Source organism: Nakamurella flava, from assembly GCF_005298075.1.
In the GTDB taxonomy this organism is placed as follows: domain Bacteria; phylum Actinomycetota; class Actinomycetes; order Mycobacteriales; family Nakamurellaceae; genus Nakamurella; species Nakamurella flava.
The window spans coordinates 872,625-892,255 of the sequence record NZ_SZZH01000001.1; the positions used below are offsets into that span (position 1 = coordinate 872,625).

18 protein-coding genes and 1 riboswitch are annotated in these 19,631 nt (G+C 72.5%); of the genes, 13 read left to right on the forward strand and 5 right to left on the reverse strand.

Annotated elements, in window-relative coordinates; genetic code table 11:
* Positions 1-8: 8 nt before the first annotated feature.
* Both FDO65_RS03940 and FDO65_RS03945 read right to left on the reverse strand, forming a co-directional pair.
* Complete coding sequence (locus tag FDO65_RS03940) at positions 9-716, reverse strand: LON peptidase substrate-binding domain-containing protein (RefSeq protein WP_137448127.1); 708 nt, start codon at positions 714-716, stop codon at positions 9-11.
* Positions 717-775: 59 nt separating this feature from the next.
* A complete protein-coding gene (locus FDO65_RS03945) occupies positions 776-1,312 on the reverse strand; it encodes a CGNR zinc finger domain-containing protein (protein WP_137448128.1) in 537 nt (178 codons plus the stop codon).
* Between the two features lie 85 nt (positions 1,313-1,397).
* On the opposite strand from FDO65_RS03945, the gene FDO65_RS03950 reads away from it, so the two are divergent.
* The 4 genes from FDO65_RS03950 to FDO65_RS03965 all read left to right on the forward strand — a co-directional run bounded on the left by FDO65_RS03950 (position 1,398) and on the right by FDO65_RS03965 (position 5,322).
* A complete protein-coding gene (locus tag FDO65_RS03950) occupies positions 1,398-2,438 on the forward strand; it encodes an EamA family transporter (RefSeq protein ID WP_137448129.1) in 1,041 nt (346 codons plus the stop codon).
* Positions 2,439-2,722: 284 nt separating this feature from the next.
* Positions 2,723-3,451, forward strand: coding sequence for an FAD-binding protein (locus FDO65_RS03955; protein WP_137448130.1), 729 nt, complete (start codon positions 2,723-2,725; stop codon positions 3,449-3,451).
* 30 nt (positions 3,452-3,481) lie between these two features.
* Positions 3,482-4,789, forward strand: a complete 1,308-nt coding sequence (locus FDO65_RS03960; protein ID WP_137448131.1) for an aspartate aminotransferase family protein — start codon at positions 3,482-3,484, stop codon at positions 4,787-4,789.
* Complete coding sequence (locus FDO65_RS03965) at positions 4,789-5,322, forward strand: DnaJ family domain-containing protein (protein WP_137448132.1); 534 nt, start codon at positions 4,789-4,791, stop codon at positions 5,320-5,322. Before FDO65_RS03960 ends, FDO65_RS03965 begins: the two co-directional genes overlap by 1 nt.
* Here FDO65_RS03965 and FDO65_RS03970 read toward each other — a convergent pair.
* A complete protein-coding gene (locus FDO65_RS03970; protein WP_137448133.1) occupies positions 5,313-6,680 on the reverse strand; it encodes an MFS transporter in 1,368 nt (455 codons plus the stop codon). The genes FDO65_RS03965 and FDO65_RS03970 overlap by 10 nt on opposite strands.
* A 192-nt stretch (positions 6,681-6,872) precedes the next feature.
* Between FDO65_RS03970 and FDO65_RS03975 the strand changes: the two genes are divergently transcribed.
* Together FDO65_RS03975 and FDO65_RS03980 are read left to right on the forward strand one after the other, a co-directional pair.
* Positions 6,873-7,991, forward strand: coding sequence for an LLM class flavin-dependent oxidoreductase (locus FDO65_RS03975; RefSeq protein WP_240757406.1), 1,119 nt, complete (start codon positions 6,873-6,875; stop codon positions 7,989-7,991).
* Positions 7,992-8,053: 62 nt separating this feature from the next.
* On the forward strand, positions 8,054-9,292 hold the full coding sequence (locus FDO65_RS03980; protein WP_137448134.1) for an MFS transporter: 1,239 nt from the start codon (positions 8,054-8,056) through the stop codon (positions 9,290-9,292).
* 44 nt (positions 9,293-9,336) lie between these two features.
* Here FDO65_RS03980 and FDO65_RS03985 read toward each other — a convergent pair whose 3' ends face one another.
* A complete protein-coding gene (locus tag FDO65_RS03985) occupies positions 9,337-9,552 on the reverse strand; it encodes a hypothetical protein (RefSeq protein ID WP_137448135.1) in 216 nt (71 codons plus the stop codon).
* Positions 9,553-9,747: 195 nt separating this feature from the next.
* Between FDO65_RS03985 and FDO65_RS03990 the strand changes: the two genes are divergently transcribed.
* From FDO65_RS03990 to FDO65_RS04000, 3 genes are all read left to right on the forward strand, one after another.
* Positions 9,748-11,178, forward strand: coding sequence for an ATP-binding protein (locus FDO65_RS03990; RefSeq protein WP_137448136.1), 1,431 nt, complete (start codon positions 9,748-9,750; stop codon positions 11,176-11,178).
* A 36-nt stretch (positions 11,179-11,214) separates the two neighbouring features.
* Positions 11,215-13,230, forward strand: coding sequence for a vWA domain-containing protein (locus FDO65_RS03995; RefSeq protein WP_137448137.1), 2,016 nt, complete (start codon positions 11,215-11,217; stop codon positions 13,228-13,230).
* Positions 13,231-13,321: 91 nt separating this feature from the next.
* Positions 13,322-13,501: a hypothetical protein gene (locus FDO65_RS04000; RefSeq protein ID WP_137448138.1), complete on the forward strand. Its 180-nt coding sequence runs from the start codon at positions 13,322-13,324 to the stop codon at positions 13,499-13,501.
* 95 nt (positions 13,502-13,596) lie between these two features.
* Here FDO65_RS04000 and FDO65_RS04005 read toward each other — a convergent pair whose 3' ends face one another.
* A complete protein-coding gene (locus tag FDO65_RS04005; RefSeq protein ID WP_137449444.1) occupies positions 13,597-14,946 on the reverse strand; it encodes an amino acid permease in 1,350 nt (449 codons plus the stop codon).
* 321 nt (positions 14,947-15,267) lie between these two features.
* Between FDO65_RS04005 and FDO65_RS04010 the strand changes: the two genes are divergently transcribed.
* From FDO65_RS04010 to FDO65_RS23215, 4 genes are all read left to right on the forward strand, one after another.
* On the forward strand, positions 15,268-15,780 hold the full coding sequence (locus tag FDO65_RS04010) for a DUF1707 SHOCT-like domain-containing protein (RefSeq protein WP_137448139.1): 513 nt from the start codon (positions 15,268-15,270) through the stop codon (positions 15,778-15,780).
* Positions 15,781-15,896: 116 nt separating this feature from the next.
* The gene (locus FDO65_RS04015) at positions 15,897-17,288 is read left to right on the forward strand and encodes a DUF2252 domain-containing protein (RefSeq protein ID WP_137448140.1); all 1,392 of its coding nucleotides are present in this window, start codon (positions 15,897-15,899) and stop codon (positions 17,286-17,288) included.
* Between the two features lie 71 nt (positions 17,289-17,359).
* The gene (locus FDO65_RS04020; RefSeq protein WP_137448141.1) at positions 17,360-18,772 is read left to right on the forward strand and encodes an 8-oxoguanine deaminase; all 1,413 of its coding nucleotides are present in this window, start codon (positions 17,360-17,362) and stop codon (positions 18,770-18,772) included.
* A 291-nt stretch (positions 18,773-19,063) separates the two neighbouring features.
* Positions 19,064-19,178: riboswitch (SAM riboswitch) on the forward strand.
* Positions 19,179-19,214: 36 nt separating this feature from the next.
* The gene (locus FDO65_RS23215; RefSeq protein ID WP_338101034.1) at positions 19,215-19,325 is read left to right on the forward strand and encodes a putative leader peptide; all 111 of its coding nucleotides are present in this window, start codon (positions 19,215-19,217) and stop codon (positions 19,323-19,325) included.
* Positions 19,326-19,631: the final 306 nt, after the last annotated feature.

The following is a 19,631-nucleotide window of genomic DNA, read 5'->3' on the forward strand; positions in this document are numbered from 1 at the left end:
CGGCCCGGTCAGTTCGTGCTGTAGGGCAGTCGACCCAGCTCCACCGCCGGGCGGGTGGCCAGCGTGCTGAGCTGCGCCGATTCCCGTCGGAGCAGCTCCATCTCCCGCTCCAGGCGGTTGCCCGCCGTCTCCGCGGTGAGCAGCCGCTGCTTGTCCGGCAGGTCCACCACGACGGCCGCTGCCACCAGGTAGGACAGCAGCACCGGGTCGGCGGGCAGGTCGGACGCCGGTTCGGCAACCTGGCCCTGCGCCCGGTACATGGCGTCCCGGTAGTCCAGGAACTGGCGGGTGACCTGCGGAGCCAGATCGGCGGCGTGGGCCGAGGTCAGCTCCGGCAGGAGTTCCAGGGTGCCGGTGAGCGGTTCGTCCGGGTCGTCGACCGGGTCGACGTCGACCAGGCGGAAGCGCCGGGTGCCGGCGACCACGATGTCCCAGCGGCCGTCGGCGTAGGACTGCGCGGCGCGCAGGCCCGCCAGGCAACCGACGGAGTACAGCGTCGGCCCCGTCTCGTCGGCGTCGGCGGCGGTCCGGGCGGCGACCTCGCGCCCGGCCCGGATGGCCACCACGCCGAACTGGCGTTGGTCGGGAGCCCGTTCCTGCAGGCCGGCGACCAGGCGCCGGTAGCGGGTCTCGAAGATGTGGAGCGGGAGCAGGGCACCGGGGAAGAGCACCGTTCCGAGCGGGAACAGTGGAACACCGGTGAGCAGTCCGGTCATGCCGACGAATCTACGGATTCTCCGGCCGGGCGGTCGGGCTCGACCCGCGCAACGTGCGATCAGGTCTGCCGACGACGCGCCCGAAACGCGGCGACGTTGGTGCGGTTGGAGCAACCGGTGCTGCAGAACCGGCGGGACCGGTTCTTGGTGAGATCGACGAGCACGTCGTCGCAGTCGTCGGCCGCGCACACCTGCAACCGGGCGATCTCGTCAGCGCGGATGACGTCGACCATCGCCATGGCCGCTTCGACGGCCATCCGGTCGGCGAGCGGCGCGTCCGGAGGCGTGGCGTGCAGGTGGTAGTCCCATCCGTCGTGCCGGATCAGCTGAGGCAGGGCGTGGGTGCGGCGCAGCACGTCGTTGACCCGGTCGACGAGTTCGTCGCGGTCGCACCGCCACCACGCCTCGAGTTCCGGTCGCAGTCGGCGGACGGCGGCGAGTTCGGCGTCGTCGCCGGTGACCGCGCCGCTCCACTGCCATTCGCGGACGAAGTCGGCCAGCCCGTCGGCGGCGGCGAGCTGGTCGTCGCCGTGCGCGGTGTTGACCAGGGCGGCGGCCGAGGCCAGGGCGACCTCGGTGTCATGAGCAAAGACCACGTTGACTCCTTACGGGCCGCCGATTAGGCTCGGGCTGTCGGTAATGACTGTAGCTTGTTTAGCTCATGACAGATCGGGGTGTGTGATGTCGCGTTCGGCAGGGACGACGATCGGCGGTGGACGGGGCCTGACGACGGCCCTGCTGTCGGCGTTGTTCTTCGGCACCTCCGGCACCCTCGCCGCCGCGTTGCTGACGTCCGGCTGGTCGGCCGGGGCCGCGGTGACCCTGCGGGTCGGCGGCGCCGCGCTGGTGTTGACCCCGTTCGCCCTCTGGCAGCTGCGCGGCCGCTGGGGCCTGCTGCGGCGGAACCTGCCGATGATCGTGGTCTTCGGACTGCTGGCCGTGGCCGGTTGTCAGTGGTTCTACTTCAACGCGGTCGCCCGACTCTCGGTCGGCGTGGCCCTGCTGCTGGAGTACCTGGGCATCCTGGTCGTCGTGGCCTGGATGTGGCTGCGGCACCACCAGCGGCCCCGCCGACTGACCGTGGGCGGGGCCGTCGCCGCCCTGCTGGGCCTGGTCCTCGTGCTCGACGTGACCGGGTCGGCGCGCATCGACATCGTCGGCGTGCTCTGGGGTCTCGCGGCCGCCGTCGGACTCGCCGCCTACTTCGTGCTCTCCGCCCGCACCGAGGACACGCTGCCCCCGCTGGTCACCGCGTGGGGAGCCATGGTCACCGGGGCCGTGGGGCTCGGCGTGCTGGGGGCCACCGGACTGGTGCCCTTCGACCTGCGGACCGACGCGGTCCGGCTGCTCGGCACCGAGATGCCCTGGTACGTGGCCATCGCCGCCCTGGTGTTCGTCTCGACGGTGCTGGCCTACGTCACCGGCATCGCCGCGGCGCGCGCACTCGGAGCCCGGATGGCGTCCTTCGTCGGTCTGACCGAGGTGCTGTTCGCGGTCCTGTTCGCCGCCGTGCTGCTCGGTCAGGTCCCGGGCGGCATGCAACTGGCCGGCGGTCTGCTCATCCTGCTGGGAGTCACCGCCGTCCGCGTCGACGAGCTGAGCGGTGACCGGTCGTCCCCGGCGGGCGCACCCGATCCCGGCACGGTGATCGGCGCCGACCCGGTCGTCCCCGGTTCCCCGGGCGCGCCCGCGGGTGTCCGAACGTCGACGACCGGCCGTTGACCGACCGGGTCACCCGTGCTGCGGTCGGCGGTCTGCCCCGGGCAGGAGGGCGGATAACCCCCCTACCCGACCACGTCCCCGCCGGAAACACTGCGTGCGCATGGTTCGGACGGCCACGATCACCCGCTGATCGCGGTGCCCGACGACTCCCTCGCCGCACAAGCTCTCCACCGCTTTCAGTCGGCGCTCGGTGATCGTTCAGTCGCCCGGGTTGTGCTGTACGTGGCACGACAGCCGGTCGATCCCAGGTGGGATCGACCGGCCCGACGGAAGCGGAGAACCCGATGAGCACCCCGATGACCACCCGCGGCTGGAGCACCACCGAGCTGACCCTGGCCTTGCGGGCCACCGTGCGCGGCGACGTCGTCACCGCCGAGGACCCGAGCTTCGCCGCGGCCGCGTTCGGGGTCGACACCACCCCGGGTCGGGCTCCCGAGGTCGTCGTCGTCGCCGCCGACGCCCAGGATGTCGCCGCGGTGGCCCGGCTGGCCCCGGCCATCGGCCGCCGGGTCCGGACGCTGGCCAGTGCAACGGTCGGCCGACACGCGGCCGGACCCCTCGCCGTGCCGCCGGGCACCATCCTGGTCGTCACCCGGCTGCTCACCCGCGTGAACGTGGACTCGACCCGCCGCGAGGTCACCGCCGGGGTCGGCGCCGGCTGGCGCGAGGTGGTCCGCGCCCTGGCGCCGCTCGGCCTGCAGGTGGCCGTCGACGCCGACCGCCCGGCCGGTACCGCGGTCGTCCCGGATCCGACCCGCTCGGGCATCGTCGGGGTCGAGGTGGTGACCGCCGAGGGGTCCTTGCGGCGACTGCGGTCCGGCGAGGGGCCGACCGACGACCGGGACCGGTTCGCGGCCCTGATCGCCGGAGCGACCTGCTTCGGGGTGGTCACCGCCATCACCCTGCGGCTGGCCCCGCTGGCGCCCGCCGCGCCGGTCCGGCCGTTCGTCGACGCCCGCCCTAGAAACGGCCGGGCACTGGAACTCTGCGCGGCGGAACCGACCCGGGCCTGACGGATCCCCGGCGGGTCCTACCCTGGCTTCATGACCGACCTGTGGGACGACGCCCGCCGCCATCTCATCCGCTACGGCGGGACCTTCACGCCGGAGATCATCGCCGGCGCCGAGGGCAGCTACGTGATCACCGAGGACGGCCGGCGCATCCTCGATTTCACCTCCGGCCAGATGAGCTCGATCCTCGGCCACGCCCACCCGGACGTGGTGGCCACGGTGCAGCGGCAGGTCGCAACCCTGGACCACCTGTTCAGCGGGATGCTGTCCCGCCCGGTCATCGACCTCGCCCGCCGGCTGGCCGAATCACTGCCCGACCCGCTCGAGCGGGCGCTGCTGCTGACCACCGGTGCCGAGTCCAACGAGGCGGCGCTCCGGTTGGCCAAGCTCGTCACCGGCGGCCATGAGGTCGTCTCGTTCGCCCGGTCCTGGCACGGCATGACGCAGGGCGCGGCGGCCGCCACCTACAGCGCGGGCCGCAAGGGGTACGGTCCGGCGCCATCGGGGTCCTTCGCCATTCCGGTCCCCAACGCCTACCGTCCCGACATCGTCGACGGCGACGGGGATCTCGACTGGCGTCGGCAGCTCGACCTGGCCTTCGACCTGATCGACGCCCAGTCGGTCGGCGCGCTGGCCGCCTGCCTCGTCGAGCCGATCCTGTCCTCCGGCGGCATCATCGACCTGCCCCCGGGCTACCTCGCGGCCCTGCGGGTCAAGTGCGACGAGCGCGGCATGCTCCTCATCCTCGACGAGGCGCAGACGGGGCTCTGTCGCACCGGAACCTGGTACGCGTTCGAACGGGACGGGGTGGTCCCGGACATCCTGACGCTGTCCAAGACCCTCGGCGCGGGGCTGCCGCTGGCCGCCGTGATCACCAGCGCCGAGATCGAGGAACGCGCCCACGAACGCGGTTTCCTGTTCTTCACCACCCATGTCTCGGACCCGCTGGTCGCGGCCGTCGGCAACACCGTGCTGGACGTGGCGCAGCGGGAGCACCTCGACGAGCGGGCCACCCACCTGGGGGGTCTGCTGCGCAAGGGTTTCGACGAGCTCGCGCTTCGGTATCCGGTGATCGGGGACGTCCGGGGCCGGGGGTTGCTGCAGGGTCTGGAACTGGTGGCCGACCCGGTGACCAAGGAACCGTCGGATGCTCTGGGGGCGGCGGTGACCCGACGCTGCTTCGAGCTCGGCCTGCACATGAACGTCGTACAGATGCCCGGGATGGGCGGCACCTTCCGTATCGCCCCGCCGCTGACCATCGCCGAGGCCGATCTCGACCGCGGTCTGGCCATCCTCGACCAGGCCCTGCAGGACGTGACCGCCGGACGGCCGGCGGTCTGATGCACGGCGGGGACCCGGCGCCCGAGGCGTCGGGACCGGTCGCCCGGCCGCGGCGGCCGGGTCGGGCCGAGCAGCAGATCCGCGACGCCATCGCCCGGGGCGAATTCGACGATCTGCCGGGCGCCGGGAAACCTCTGCCGGCCGAGTTGCTCTCGCGGGACGAGCACTGGTGGATCCGCCAGTTCGCCGAACGGGAGCAGACGCCGGGGTCGGCGTTCCTGCCGGCCGCGCTGCAGATCCGCAAGGAGGTGCAGACGCTGGCCGAGCGGGTGGCGGTGATGACCACCGAGGCCTCGGTGCGCCGCACCGTGCTCGACCTGAACGCCCGCATCCGGGCTGAGATCCTGCTACCCACCTCGTCGATCGTGCTCGGCGTCGGGGAACAGGACGAGCAGGATGTGGTCGACGGGTGGCATCGGGCGGTCGCCGCCCGCCGCGCGGCCACCGTCCGCGAGGCCGCCGACCGCGCCGCCGCGGTCCCGGCACCGCGGCGCGGCTGGCGTCGGTGGTTGTGGGGGCCGGGTCAGGGGTGAGGACGCGACCCGGCCGACGGCTCCGCTCCGTCCGGCCGACTCGCGGCCGACCCGTGCGGGTCGGCGTCCGGTGCGTCCCGCAGCGGATGGGCCCGCTCGTCGGCCCCGAGTCGGGCCACCGCCAGGGTCACCACGGCGACCACGGCGGGAGCCAGGCCGGCGACGAGGAACGTCGGCGCCAGACCGATGGCCTCACCCACCGGCCCGGCCAACGCCATCGACACCGGCATCAGCGCCAGCGAGACGAAGAAGTCCAGGCTGGACACCCGGCCGAGCATGGCCGGCGGGACCCGTCGCTGCAGCAACGTGCCCCAGACGACCTGCGCACTGGAGAAGCAGAACCCGGCCACGAACAGGGCCACGGCCATCAGCCACAGCTGCGACGTCAGCCCGATGACCGCGATCGGCACGCTGCCCACGCCCCAGCCCAGCAGCATGAAGGTCAGATAGCGCCGGGGGAGCGGCACCGAGGCGACGACCAACGACCCGATGGCTCCGCCGGCGCCGAAGACGGCCAGCGCCAGCGCGAAGGCCCCGGCCCCGCCACCGGTCTGGTTCTTCACCGCGAACGGGAGCAGCACCTCCACGGGACCCATCACCGCCAGCACGGCGAGGACGGCGAACAGCAGGGTCGCGAGCAGCCACCGGGTCCGCACCATGTAGGCGAAGCCGTCCCGGATGTCGGCCACCGCGGCCCGCAGCGGGTGGCGCGACCGGTCCACCTCCCGACGCACCGGCGTGCTGCGCATCCCGGCCACCACGACCACGGCCGCGACCTGGACGGCGGCGATGACGGCGAAGGCCAGTCCGGTCGGGCCCACGGCGATGAGCAGACTGGCCAGCGCCGGCCCGGCGGCCTGCATCACGGTCGGCCGCAGCATGCCCTCCAACCCGTTGGCGGCCAGCAGTTCCTCGGGTGCGAGCAGGGAGGGCAACCAGGCCGAGTACGCCGGGAAGAAGAACCCGTCGGCCATGCCGAGCACGAGGGCCAGTGCCGCGAGCTGCCAGACCTGGATGAGGCCGGTCAGGGACAGGGCCGCGGCGGTGGCGTAGCAGGCGGCCCGCAGACTCTCGACGACGAGCAGGATCGACCGCTGAGGGACGCGGTCCGCGACGGCGCCACCGACCAGGACGGTGGACACCAGGCCGACGGCCGCGGCGGTGGCCACCAGGGACAGATCGCTCGGGTCGCCCCCCAGTTGCACGACCTGCCACACCGATGCCACGAGCCAGACCCCGACGCTGAGCAGCGAGGCGACCAGGGCGCCGGCCAGCCGCCGGAACTGGTCGTCGACCAGGGGCCGCAGGGCGCGCGGCACGCCGCGCCGGGCTTGCGCGGGCTGCGCGGAGGAGGACATGACCGGGACGCTCCGACGGGCCGACGATGGAAAAGGGACCTCAGCCTGCAATGTCGCACGCCCCACCGACAACGCATTTCCGACCGGCGGAGTCCCGCGATCTCCGGCGACGGGGAACAGGTTCCGGCCGTGGCGGGTTGTAGCGAAGGCCGGTGATCGCGCCGGCTGTCGAGCAGTGCAGGAGTGCCGATCGTGTCAGCCGCCCCGTCGTTCGCCCCGCCACACCCCGCCCCGTCCACCGCGTCGAACGGCACCACGTCCGGGGTCGGTCCGTTGACCCTGACCCGTCCGACGGACGGCGGCCGGGTTCGGTTGTCGGTGCTCGACCTGGCCGGCGTCGGCGACGGGGTGACCGTCAGTGAGGCGCTGGCGGCCACCACCGAGTTGGCCGTCACCACGGAACGTCTGGGCTACCACCGGTTCTGGGTCGCCGAGCACCACGGCATGCCTGCGGTGGCGTCGGCCGCCCCGCCCGTGCTGCTGGCCCACCTGGCCGCGCACACCACCTCGATCCGGCTGGGCTCGGGCGGGGTGATGCTCCCCAACCACGCACCGCTCGCGGTGGCCGAGCAGTTCGGCACCCTCGCCGCGTTGCACCCGGGCCGCATCGATCTCGGACTGGGGCGGGCCCCCGGCAGCGACCAGCTGACCGCTCATGCCTTGCGCCGCCGGATGGCCGGCACCGACGGCGACGACTTCGCCGCCCAGGTCGCCGAGCTCCGCCACTTCCTGCAGGACTCGTTCCCGCCGTCGCACCCCTACGCCCGCATCCTGACCACCCCACGGGCCGACGTGCCGCTGTACATCCTGGGCTCGTCGGATTACGGGGCACGGCTCGCGGCCAAGCTCGGCCTGCCCTATGCCTTCGCCTACCACTTCGCGGGGGCGAACGGCGGCGCCGAACTCGCGCTCGAGCTCTACCGTTCGCAGTTCCGTCCGTCGGCGACCCTGGCCGAGCCGTACTCGATGATCGGCGTCACCGCTCTGGCGGCCGAGACCGACGAGCAGGCCCAGTACGAGGCACGGGCCGGGGCGCTGTCGATGCTCCTGCTGCGCTCCGGTCGCCTGCAGGCCATCCCCACCCCCGAGCAGGCCGCCGAGTACCCCTACCGCCCCGAGGAGCTGCAGCTGCTGGCGGCGATGAGCGGTACCGAGATCGTCGGCACGGCCGACACGGTCGCCGACGAGCTGGCCGACGTCGCCGGCCGGCTCGGAGCCGACGAACTGCTGATCACCAGCCGGGTACACGGAGCGGCGACCCGGCGGCGCTCGTTCGAGCTGTTGGCCGCGCAGGTCCGCGCCGGGAGCTGACCGACCGGCGGCGGACAGAGTGGCGCGGTCGGGGTGCCCGAAAGCGGGCACAATCCGCGTCGATGAGTACGCCGCCTGGTCCCGACCCTTCCCCGACCCCCGCGCTCCCGGTCGTGCCCCGCCGGTCCCGGGCGGCGGTCAGCCTGCTCTTCGCCCTGATGGGCGTGACCATGGGCAGCTGGGCGGCGCGCATCCCCGGCGTCCGCGCCCAGGTCGGGGTGGACGACGTCCAATGGGGCCTCATCATCCTGGCCGCGCCGGCCGGGAGCCTGATCACCCTGCTGATCGTGACCCGGTTGATCGGGACCGTCGGGGCCCGCCGCCTCGTGCTCCCGGGAGCGGTGGCGGTGCTGGTGGTGGTTCCGGTGACCGCGGCATCGGGTCGGATCGACGTTCTGCTGGTCGCGGTGTTCCTCCAGGGGGCGGCCACCGGGTTGCTGGCCACCCCGATGAACGCGCTGGCCGTGCTCGTGGAACGGGACTACCGGCGACCGATCATGTCCGGTTTCCACGCCGTGTTCAGCCTGGGCCAGCTCACCGGTGGTCTGGCCGGTGCGGTGGCGGCCGACCTGGGGATCTCGCCGGCCCGCCAGTTGTCCGGTTCCGGGGTGCTGCTCGGTGCTGCGCTGCTGGCCGTGGCGCGCTGGGTGCCGAGGGACCATCCGGCCCTGACGGGGCCGTCCTCGCCGGCGGCGAAGGGGGAGACCCGTCGGGGACGCCGGGTCATCACCCCGCAACTGTTGCTGCTGGCCGCCATCGCCCTGCTGTCGTCGATCAACGAGGGCGCGGCCGTGCAGTGGAGCGCGCAGTACGGCGCGGTCGCCGGCGCGGCCGGGGCCAGTGTCGGCGCCCTGGTGTTCTCCACGTTCTCGGTGGCGATGACGGCGGCCCGGTTGCGGGGTGACCGGCTGGCCGGACGCTGGGGGCGGGTGCGGTTCGTCCGACTGTCGGCGCTGCTGGCCGGGGTGGGGATGGCGGCGGGCCTGGTCTGGGGTGGCACCGCGGGCGCGTTCCTGGCCTTCGCCCTGCTCGGGGTGGGAAGCGGTTGCATCATCCCGACGGTGATGGCACTGGCCGGCAACCAGCCGGGGATCGCCGCGGGCCAGGGCGTCGCGGTGGCCTCGCTGGGGCAGTGGCCTGCCTTCCTGCTCGGCCCGCCAGTCATCGGGGCGCTGGCCGGGGTCGTCGGTCTGCGGTGGGGCCTGGGCCTGGTGGTGGTCAGCGCCCTGCTCATCTCCGCCCTGGCCGGTCGCCTGCGGGACCCGGGGCAACCGGAACGCCAGGTGCTCCGCACCCCCTGAGACGCCGTTCGGGCGGCGTCCCAGGGCGAGCGGGCGGCGTCCGGTCAGAAATCGGGTCGCTGGGCCCGCGCCTCCGCGGGCGATCCGGCGTCCGCCGGTCCGGTGTCGTCGCCGTGTTCGACCGGACCCTTGATCGCGGGATCGGTCGCGCCGTCCGGGTCGGTCAGGGGGGAGGACTGCCAGGACTCGGTGACGTCGGCCATCCGGTCGGTGGAGTCGGTGGTGGCCTCGTCGTCCGGGGGTGGGGTGGCAGCGGTCATGGCGTCCTCCTGAGCGGATGGCGGATCTGTGCCGAACTGTTTACCCAGCCCTGACGCCCACGACACCCACCGGACCATGCCGACCGGAGCCAGATTCTACCCGCGGCCCGCCGTCGAGACCGCTTCCGGCGGACCGATTTCGCGCTCCGCGCAGCGACGGTCCCGGTGTCGGTGCCGCGGCGTACGTTGACCGCCATGAGCGAGAGTGCCGTCCCCGTCGTCCCCGAACAGCCGGCCGGTCTGCCGACCACGGTCGGTGAGCTGCGCGCCTCGGGGGCCGTCGCCCGGAGCGTGAAGACCGAGCTGCGGGACAACCTGCTGGACGCCCTGCGGTCGGGGCGCGACCCGTGGCCCGGCATCGTCGGTTTCGACGCGACCGTGCTGCCCCAACTGGAACGCGCGATCATCGCCGGCCATGACCTGGTGCTGTTGGGGGAACGCGGCCAGGGCAAGACCAGACTGTTGCGCACCCTGGTTGGACTGCTCGACGAATGGTCGCCGGTGATCGTCGGGTCCGAGATCGGCGAGCATCCGCTCGACCCCGTGACCGTCGGGTCCCGCCGGGCGGCGGCCGAGCAGGGTGACGCGTTGCCCGTCGGGTGGCGGCACCGCAGCGAGCGGTACACCGAGAAGCTCGCCACCCCGGACACCGCGGTCGCCGACCTGATCGGCGACATCGACCCGGTCAAGGTGGCCGAGGGCCGGTCGCTGGGCGATCCGGAGACCATCCACTTCGGTCTGGTGCCGCGGGCCCACCGCGGCATCATGGCCATCAACGAGCTCCCCGATCTGGCCGAGCGGATCCAGGTCTCGTTGCTGAACGTCATGGAGGAACGGGACATCCAGGTCCGCGGCTACAGCGTGCGGCTCCCGCTGGACGTGCTGCTGGTCGCCTCGGCCAACCCGGAGGACTACACCAACCGCGGCCGCATCATCACCCCGCTCAAGGACCGCTTCGGGGCCGAGATCCGCACCCACTACCCGCTGGAGCTGGCCGACGAGGTGGCGGTCATCGAGCAGGAGGCGCAGCTGCCGGCCGCGGTACCGGCCCACCTGCTGGAGATCATCGCGCGGTTCGTGCGTCATCTGCGGGAGTCCTCGGCCATCGACCAGGGTTCCGGGGTGTCGGCGCGGTTCGCGGTGGCCGCCGCCGAGACGGTCGCCGCCGCTGCCCTCCGCCGGGCCGCCCTGACCGGCGAGGAGGGCGCCACCGCCCGCCCGGTCGATCTGGAGTCGGTGTTGCCCGTGCTCCGGGGGAAGCTGGAGTTCGCCACCGGCCAGGAGGGTCGCGAGAGCGAACTGCTCGAGCATCTGCTGCGCCGGGCGACCGCCGAGACCGCCCGGCACCGGCTGCGCGGACTCGACCTGTCGCCGCTGGTCGACGCCGTGACCTCGCATCCGCTGCGGACCGGCGACCGGGTCCCGGCGGCCGCGGTGGTCGACGCTGCCCCGAACCTGGAGGTCGTCGGGCAGCTCGCCGAACGGCTCGGGGCGGCGGGGACCGAGGACCCGGGGCCGTTCGCCGCGGCGGTCGAGCTGGCGCTGGAGCTCCTGTTCCTGACGCGCAAGATCACCAAGGAACCCGACGCGGACGACGCCACCGGCACGGCGGTCAGCTATGGCTAGGGCCGGGTCTTCTGCGGCGCACGGGGGGCGCGACCGATGAGTTCCGCTGACGACACGGCCAACGAGGCCGGACGCCGCGCCCGGGCCGCCCGCCGCCGCCAGTGGTCGTACGGCGCCTACCGGGAAGGGCCGGACCCGTTGGCGCCGCCGTTCGACATCGACGCAGCGATCGACCGGATCGGCCGGGACGTCATGGAGGGGAGTTCGCCCCGCCAGGCGATGCGAGAGCTGTTGCGGCAGGGCATGTCCGGCCGCAGTGGTCTGGACGAGCTGACCCGTCGGCTGCGGGAGCGGCGGCGGGAGCTGCAACGGGACAACCGCATCGACGGCACCCTGCAGGAGGTGCGGGAGCTGCTCGACAAGGCCCTGACCGCCGAACGGCAGACATTGGCCCGGCAGGACTCCGAGGACGCCCGGTTCCGTGAGATGGACCTGGACACGTTGCCGGACAACACCGGTCGCGCGGTGCGGGCGTTGCAGCCGTACCAGTGGCAGTCGCCGGAGGCGCGTGCTGCGTACGAGGAGATCCAGAACCTGCTCGGCCGGGAGATGCTCGACCAGCGCTTCGCCGGCATGAAGGAGGCGCTGCAGCAGGCGACTCCGCAGGACGCCGAGGACGTCCGACGGATGCTCGACGATCTGAACAAGCTGCTGGACGCGCACGCCGCCGCGCCGGACAGCCCGTCGGTGCAGGCCCAGTTCGATCAGTTCATGGCCGAGCACGGGCGCTTCTTCCCGGAGCAGCCCGAGTCGGTCGACGAGCTGGTCGACCTGCTGGCCGCGCGGTCGGCCGCGGCGCAGCGGATGATGCAGTCGCTCTCGCCCCAGCAGCGTGCCGAATTGGCCGAGCTGAGTCAGCAGGCGTTCGGCGATCCGCGGCTGGCCCAGTCGCTGGCCGAACTGGACGGCCGGTTGCAGGGCCTGCGACCGGGGGAGGACTGGTCCGGGCCGGGCCAGGGCCGGCAACCCCGGTTCCGGGGCGACAACCCCATGGGCCTGGGGGAGGCGACCCGGGCCATGGAGGAACTGGGTCGCATCGACGAGCTCACCGACCGCCTCGGCCAGAGTTACCCGGGGGCCGAGCTGGCGGATATCGATCCCGACGAGCTGGCCGCCGCACTGGGCGAGGATGCCCGCGTCGATCTGCAGGCGCTGCGCGACCTGGAACGCGAACTACAGGAGCAGGGTGTCTTCGAGCGAGCCCCGGACGGGTCGCTGCAGCTGTCGCCGCGAGCGTTGCGCCGGCTGGGGGAGTCGGCCCTTCGAGAAGTGGTCGACCGGATCGCCGGGCGCCGGGGCGAGCGGGCGACCCGCCGTTCCGGGGCGGCCGGTGAGCCGACCGGGGCCAGTCGGCCGTGGGCGTTCGGCGACACCGAGGCCTGGAACGTGCCCCGGACGCTGCTGAACGCCCAGCTCCGCCGGGCCGCCGGGGACGATCGCCCGCTCGACGTGGCCGACGTCGAGGTGGTCGACACCGAACGGCGCCGGCAGGCCGCGGTCGCGTTGTGCGTCGACACGTCGTGGTCGATGGTGCAGGACGGCCGGTGGGTGCCGATGAAACGCACCGCACTGGCCCTGCACCACCTCATCTCGACCCGCTTCCGGACGGACGCACTGCAGCTGGTGACGTTCGGCCGGGCGGCGTCGAAGGTCGGGCTGGGCGAGCTGGTCGAGTTGGAGGGCGCCTGGGTGCAGGGCACCAACCTGCACCACGCCCTGCTGCTGGCCGGCGAACATCTGCGCCGCCACCCGGACGCCATCCCGGTGGTGCTGGTGGTCACCGACGGCGAACCGACCGCCCACCTGGAACCCGATGGGCATCCGGTGTTCTCGTACCCGCCCACCGAGCTGACCCTGGGATTGACGATCGCCGAGCTGGACCGGTTGACCGTCCGGCGCGCGGCGGTCACCTTCTTCGTCCTGGGTGACGACCCGGGGCTGGCCCACCTGGTCGACTCGCTGGCCCGCCGGTGCGGTGGACGGGTGGTGGCCCCGGACCTGGACGGGTTGGGGGCCGAGGTGGTGGCCGACTACCTGCGGACGCGTCGTTGAGCAGGCGACCGGCGTTCGGCCATGACCGGACGGGACGTCGTTCCGTGGCTGCACCGGCGTGAGTCGGCAGCCGGTCGGGAACTCAGCTGCCATGACGATGACCCCGCAGTCCCCCGAGAACGCCGGCGATCAGCCCGATATCGCCCCAGCCGCTCCCACCACCCCCACCCCGGACGCGCAGGACAAGCCGGCCCAGGTCCAGGAGGACAACGACCCGGACGTGCAGGTCGCCCGCGGCGACGACGCGGAAGGCGCCGTCGGCCAGGGCTGAGGTCGACCATATCGGTCACCAGGGACGACTGCGGGGCCCGGGCGGTGTGCCCGGGCCCCGCAGTCGTGCGGCCGTGACGCCGGCCCGAAGCCTGGTCAGTGGCCGCGGCGCGCGTTCTGCTCGCTCTCGGCGTCGCTGCGCCCACTGGCGCCGCCGTGGCGGCGGTCCACGATGATCCCGGCGATGAGCACGACGACCGCCAGCGCGACCGACAGCAGCAGCTGCACCCGCTGATCGGGCAGCGTGATCATGACGATCATGACGAACACGATGAAGGCGATGGCCAGGTAGGTCAGCCACGGGTAGAGCCACATGCGGACCGCGGGGCGGGCGCCCTCGGCGTCGAGTTTGCGGCGGGACACCAGCTGGCTCAGGGCGATGACCAGGTAGACGAACAGCGCGACGGCGCCGGTGGTCGCCAGCAGGTAGCCGAAGAGGTCCTCGGGCAGCACGTAGTTGCCGACGATGCCCGCGAAGCCCAGCACCATCGACGCCAGGACGGCGTTGCGGGGGACACCGCTCGGGGTGATCCGACGCAGCGCCCGGGGCGCGTCACCGCGGACGGACAGCGAGAAGATCATGCGCGACGCGGTGTAGAGGCCGGAGTTCAGGCACGAGGCCACCGCGGTCAGCACCACCACGTTCATGATCTGGTCCGCGTGCGGGATTCCCATGACCTGCAGGGCCGACTGGTAGCTGCCGACCGCCGGGTCCAGGGTGTTCCACGGCACCAGGCAGACGACGATGAAGATCGACCCCAGGTAGAACAGGCCGATCCGCCAGATCACCGAGTTGGTGGCGCGGGTGATGCCCTTCTCCGGGTTGGCCGACTCGGCCGCCGCGATGGTCACGATCTCGGTCCCCATGAACGAGAACATCGTGGTCAGCATGGCGGCGATGACGGCCCCGAAACCCAGTGGCATGAAGCCACCCTCGGCGGTCAGCAGGGAGATGCCGGACTGCTCCGAACTGGGCAGCCAGCCCAGGATGGCGGCCAGACCCAGGGCGATGAACGCGACGATGGCGACGACCTTGATGAGCGCGAACCAGAACTCGAACTCGCCGTAGTTGCCGACGCTGATGAGGTTGGTCGCCGTCAGCAACAACGTGATCACGGCGGCCCAGATCCACTGCTCGCCGCCGAGCCAGTTGTGCAGGATGAGCGCGCCGGCGGTGGCCTCGACCGGGATGACGAGCACCCAGAACCACCAGTAGAGCCAGCCGACGGAGAATCCGGCCCAGCGTCCGAGGGACCGGTCGGCGTAGGTGGAGAACGAGCCGGTGTCCGGATGGGCGGTGGCCATCTCGCCGAGCATGCGCATCACCAGGACGACGAGTGTCCCGGCGAACAGGTAGGACAGCAGCACCGCCGGTCCGGCCAGGTTGATCGCCGTGGCGGACCCGACGAACAGCCCGGCGCCGATGACCCCGGCGATCGAGATCATGGTGACGTGACGCGGTTTCAGACTCGTACCGAGGCCGTGTCCGGCGGACTGCTCCGGACCGGCCGGCGATCGATCGATGGTGGCCAAGAGGGACCTCCTGAGGTTGGGCCCGGGCGGCGACTGACCGGACGCCGGGAACTGCGGATCGATCATGCTCCGGCTCCGTTCGCACGGCGAAGCGAAACGCCCATTTGCCGCAGGGGTGGCGAAGTGCCGGTTCGTGCCGAAGGCCGGGGGGCCGCGAGTCGCGGTGCGTATCGTGCAGGGCAGGGGTCGCGCAGGGCAGGGGTCTGCGGCGCAGGCGGCACCCGAGGAGGTCCGATGGTGGAACCCAGCGATGGCCGCCGCCGCGTCCGGGCCGGGCACGGGGACCGGGAACGGGCCGTTCGCCTGCTGGCCGACCATTTCACCGAGGGGCGGCTCGATCCCGAGGAATTCGACCGCCGCGCCACCGACGCGTACGCGGCGGTCTACGTCGATCAATTGCGGGTCCTGTTCGACGACCTACCAGGCTTCGGTGCCGTGTTCGGGCCGGACGTCGTCGACGGGACACCGGCCACGGGTGGCGGCGACGCCCGTCGCCCGGGACCGGTGCCGGCCTACCGCGCCGACACCCGGTGGGCGCCGCCCCCGACCTCGCACAGCCGGTACCGGGCGCCCGCGACCGGGCCGACGCCCACCCCGGCGGTCGCGGGCGTCGTCCTCACCGTGGCGATCGTGATCCTCGTGGCCGTCCTGGTCGTCGTCACCAGGGGGATCGCGGTCCTGCCGCTGATCTTCATCGCCCTGCCGTTCTTCGTCGGCGGAGCCCGCCGCCGCCGTCCGCCCGGCTGAGCGTCCACCTCGGCACCGATCCACCCGGCGACCCCGGTGGGCCCGGGCCCGACCCGTTGGCGGGACATGTCCGGTGTTCCCCTGGGCGCGGGCCGGGCGGGTCCTAGGGTTCAGCCATGACACAGGCGGCGCCGCACGATCATCTGGGGGTGGCGTTCGCGCCCGAGCACGTCGGTCCCGGCCGCGCCGACCGCCGCCTGGTCGGACGCAAGGCCCTCGGGCACTGGGATCCGGCCACCCGCGGTCACGATCCGCTGCAGACCATCCTCGGTCAGGAGAACGTCCGGCTGCCCGGCCTGCTGCCCCTGCGCCACGGCCGCATGGCGTCCTCGCCGTGGGCCTACTACCGGGGCGCGGCGGCGGTGATGGCGGCCGACCTGGCCTCGACCCCGCACACCGAGATCATGGTCCAGCTCTGCGGTGACGCCCATGTCCTGAACTTCGGTCTCTGGAACACCCCGGAGCGCACCCTGGCGTTCGACCTCCGCGACTTCGACGAGACCCTGCCCGGGCCGTTCGAATGGGATCTGAAGCGTTTCCTGGCCAGCGTGCCCGTGCTCGCCCGGGAGAACGGGGTGAGCCAGGAGCTGGCCGTGCAGGCCGTCCGATCGGGATACCGGGAGTACCGGGGATGGATGCGCCGGTACGCGACCTCGACGATCCTGCAGGTCTGGTCGGACACCGTCGACGCCGCATCCCTGGTGCACTTCCTCTCCGGCGCGGAGGACAGCGGCCTGGACCAGCTCATCGAGAAGCAGGCCCGCAAGCGGACCAGCCGGGGGGCGGCCAGGAAGTTGGTGATGGTCTCCGACGGCCGGCGACGCATCTCCGAGGATCCGCCCTACCGCTCGCACGACCTGCGCCAGTTCGCCGGGACCCTGCAGGAGGCCATCGACAACTACCTGCACTCGGTGCCGGCCCAATTGTCCAGCCTGCTGTCCCGGTTCGACATCGTCGACGTCGTCCAGCAGGTCGTCGGGGTGGGCAGTGTCGGCATGCGGATCGGTCTGATGCTGGCCGAGGAGCGCGCGTCGGGCGACCCGCTCTTCTTCCAGATCAAGGAAGCGACGGCGTCGGTGTACGAGCCGTTCCTGGCGCCGGCCAGGCAGGACAACCACGGCGCCCGGGTGGTCCAGGGCCAGCGACTCATCCAGTCGGCCGGTGACATGTTCCTGGGGTGGACGTCAGTGGGGGTCGGCGACGACCGGACGGATTTTTACGTGCGCCAGTTCCGCGACGGCAAGGTGATCCCGCGGGGCGACGTCATCGCTCCGTACCTCGGCCAGTTCGCCGGCGCGTGTGGCCGCGTCCTGGCCCGGGCCCACGCCCGCAGTGGCGACGCCGCCGCGATCGCCGACTACCTCGGCACGAACGACAAGGCCGAGGAGGCGCTGGTGCGTTTCGCACTGGCCTACGCCGATCAGACCGAACGGGACCACGCCCAGCTCGCCGCCGCGGCGGCGGACGGCACCATCTCCTCGACCGAGGGGTGGCCGGGCAAGTCCTGACCCGGTGCGGCCCCGGGCCCGGCGACCGCGATACTGGGGCGCGACGTCGTCGTCACCCCGGAGGTCTGCCTGTGTCCACCCTGCTCGCCCGTCACGCCACCGTCCTGGTCACCATGGACGAACAGCGCCGGGAGATCCCCGACGGCGGTCTCTTCGTCCGCGACGGCGTCATCGAGCAGGTCGGGCCCACTACGGAGCTTCCCGAGACCGCCGACCAGGTCATCGATCTCACCGATCAGCTGCTGCTGCCCGGGCTGGTCAACGGGCATCACCACCTCGACCAGGTGCTGACCCGCAACCTGCCCGCCGGGCAGAACACCAATCTCTTCCCGTGGTTGCGGGCCCACTACGAGATCTGGGGTTCCCGCACCCCGGAGGCTGCCCGGACCGCCACCCTCGTCGGCGGTGCGGAGCTCGCCCTGTCCGGGTGCACCACGCTGTTCGACCACGCCTACGTCTTCCAGAACGGCTGCCGGGTCGACGACCAGATCGGCGCGGCCGCCGAGCTGGGTATCCGGTTCGCGGTGTCCCGCGGGAGCATGTCGCTGGGGGAGTCGCAGGGCGGCCTGCCGCCGGACTCCTGCGTGGAGGACGAGGACGCGATCCTGGCCGACTGCGAACGGGTCATCGCCGCGCACCACGACCCGCGGCCGGGGTCGATGACGCAGATCGTGCTGGCCCCGTGCTCGCCGTTCTCGGTGACCTCGCAGCTGATGCGGGACTCGGCCGAGCTCGCCCGCCGGCACGGGGTGCGGCTGCACACCCACCTGGCCGAGACCCTCGACGAGGAACTGTTCACCCTGCAGCACCACGGCCTGCGGCCGGTGGCCTACATGCAGGAGCTCGACTGGGTGGGCGACGACGTCTGGTACGCGCATGCCATCCACGTCGACGACACCGAGATCGCCCTGTTCGCGGCGACCGGGACGGGCGCCTGCCACTGCCCGTCGTCCAACATGCGGCTCGCGTCGGGCATCGCGCCGGTGAAGAAGTACCTGGACGCCGGAGTGCCGGTCGGCCTGGGCGTCGACGGTTCGGCCAGCAACGACAGTTCCAACATGCTGGCCGAAGTGCGGCAGGCCATGTTGCTGGCGCGGCTGCGGATGGGTCTGCGCCCACCGGAGGGCCCGGCGAGTCTGCTGCCCACCTCGCACCCGCTGCGGGCGCACGAATGGGTCACCGCCCGGCAGGTGCTCGAACTGGGGACGCTGGGCGGTGCGCGACTGCTGGGACGCACCGACATCGGCGCCCTGACGGTCGGCAAGCGGGCCGACTTCTTCACGCTCGACCTGAACACCATCGACTTCGCCGGTGGCCTGGCCGACCCGGTGGCCGCCGCGGTGTTCTGCGCGCCCCAGCGGGCGAACTGGACGGTGGTCGACGGCCGGGTGCTGGTGCAGGAGGGCCGGGTGGTCACCGTCGACATGGAGCCGGTCGTGGCCGAGCACAACCGGCACGCCGCGCGCATGGCCGGGATCGGCTGAGCCGAAGAGGGCGGCGCTGCCCGAGAGTGCTCCACCGCCCGGCAGGGAAGGTCATGGACCCAAAGCCAGCGCCTGGGATGCAGATACCCGCGGCAGGGCGGGCGAAACACCACGGCGTGCAGACCCTCTCGGTATATCGATGATCATCCGGTCACTCGGTCGATGAGGGCGGGCGTATTCCCGCCGGCCGTCCACCACCCGAGGCGAGATGTCGGTCAGCGTGGTCTGTCTCACGCTGACGGGGGCCACAGATGTTTGACCGCATCGCAGCGGTGATCTACCTTGATCGCAGGTCACGAGTTCCAGCGCACAGCCCCGGCTTGTTGGACGGCAACCCTCCCATCGCGGCGGGGTGCTCCGGGTGAGGACCTGGTCGGCATCGACGAGATGCCGGCAAGCGCGCGGCCCGTTCCACCGGGCCCCTCAGGGAAGAACCGAACGCATGACGACCACGAACGACCAGCCGGCGCAGCGCCGGGTCGTGTCCGTGCTGTCCGTGCAGCGACGTCACGTCGATCTGCAGCGCGTCTCCAGCGCGCTCTGTTGTCGCTGACCACGACCTCGGTTCCCGGCACCCACTGATCCGTCGCCGCCCGGCCGCTGTCGGCCGCTGACGGTCCCTCCCGCGTCCCCGACGGTGGTCCGCTCCGCGGATCGCTGATCAACGCGCGGCCCGGTCGGCATCGACGTCCCCTCGCGCAGAGTGCGTCCCCGGCGCACATCGCCGCCGCGGCCGGCCATCTGGGCGGGGCGGCCGCATCCGGGACGCCGCGCACCTCCGGTCCGACCTTCCCGCAGGACCGTCACCGTCGACGGACCACCGCACCGGCCATCGCCGTCGGTGTTTTCCCCTCGCCTC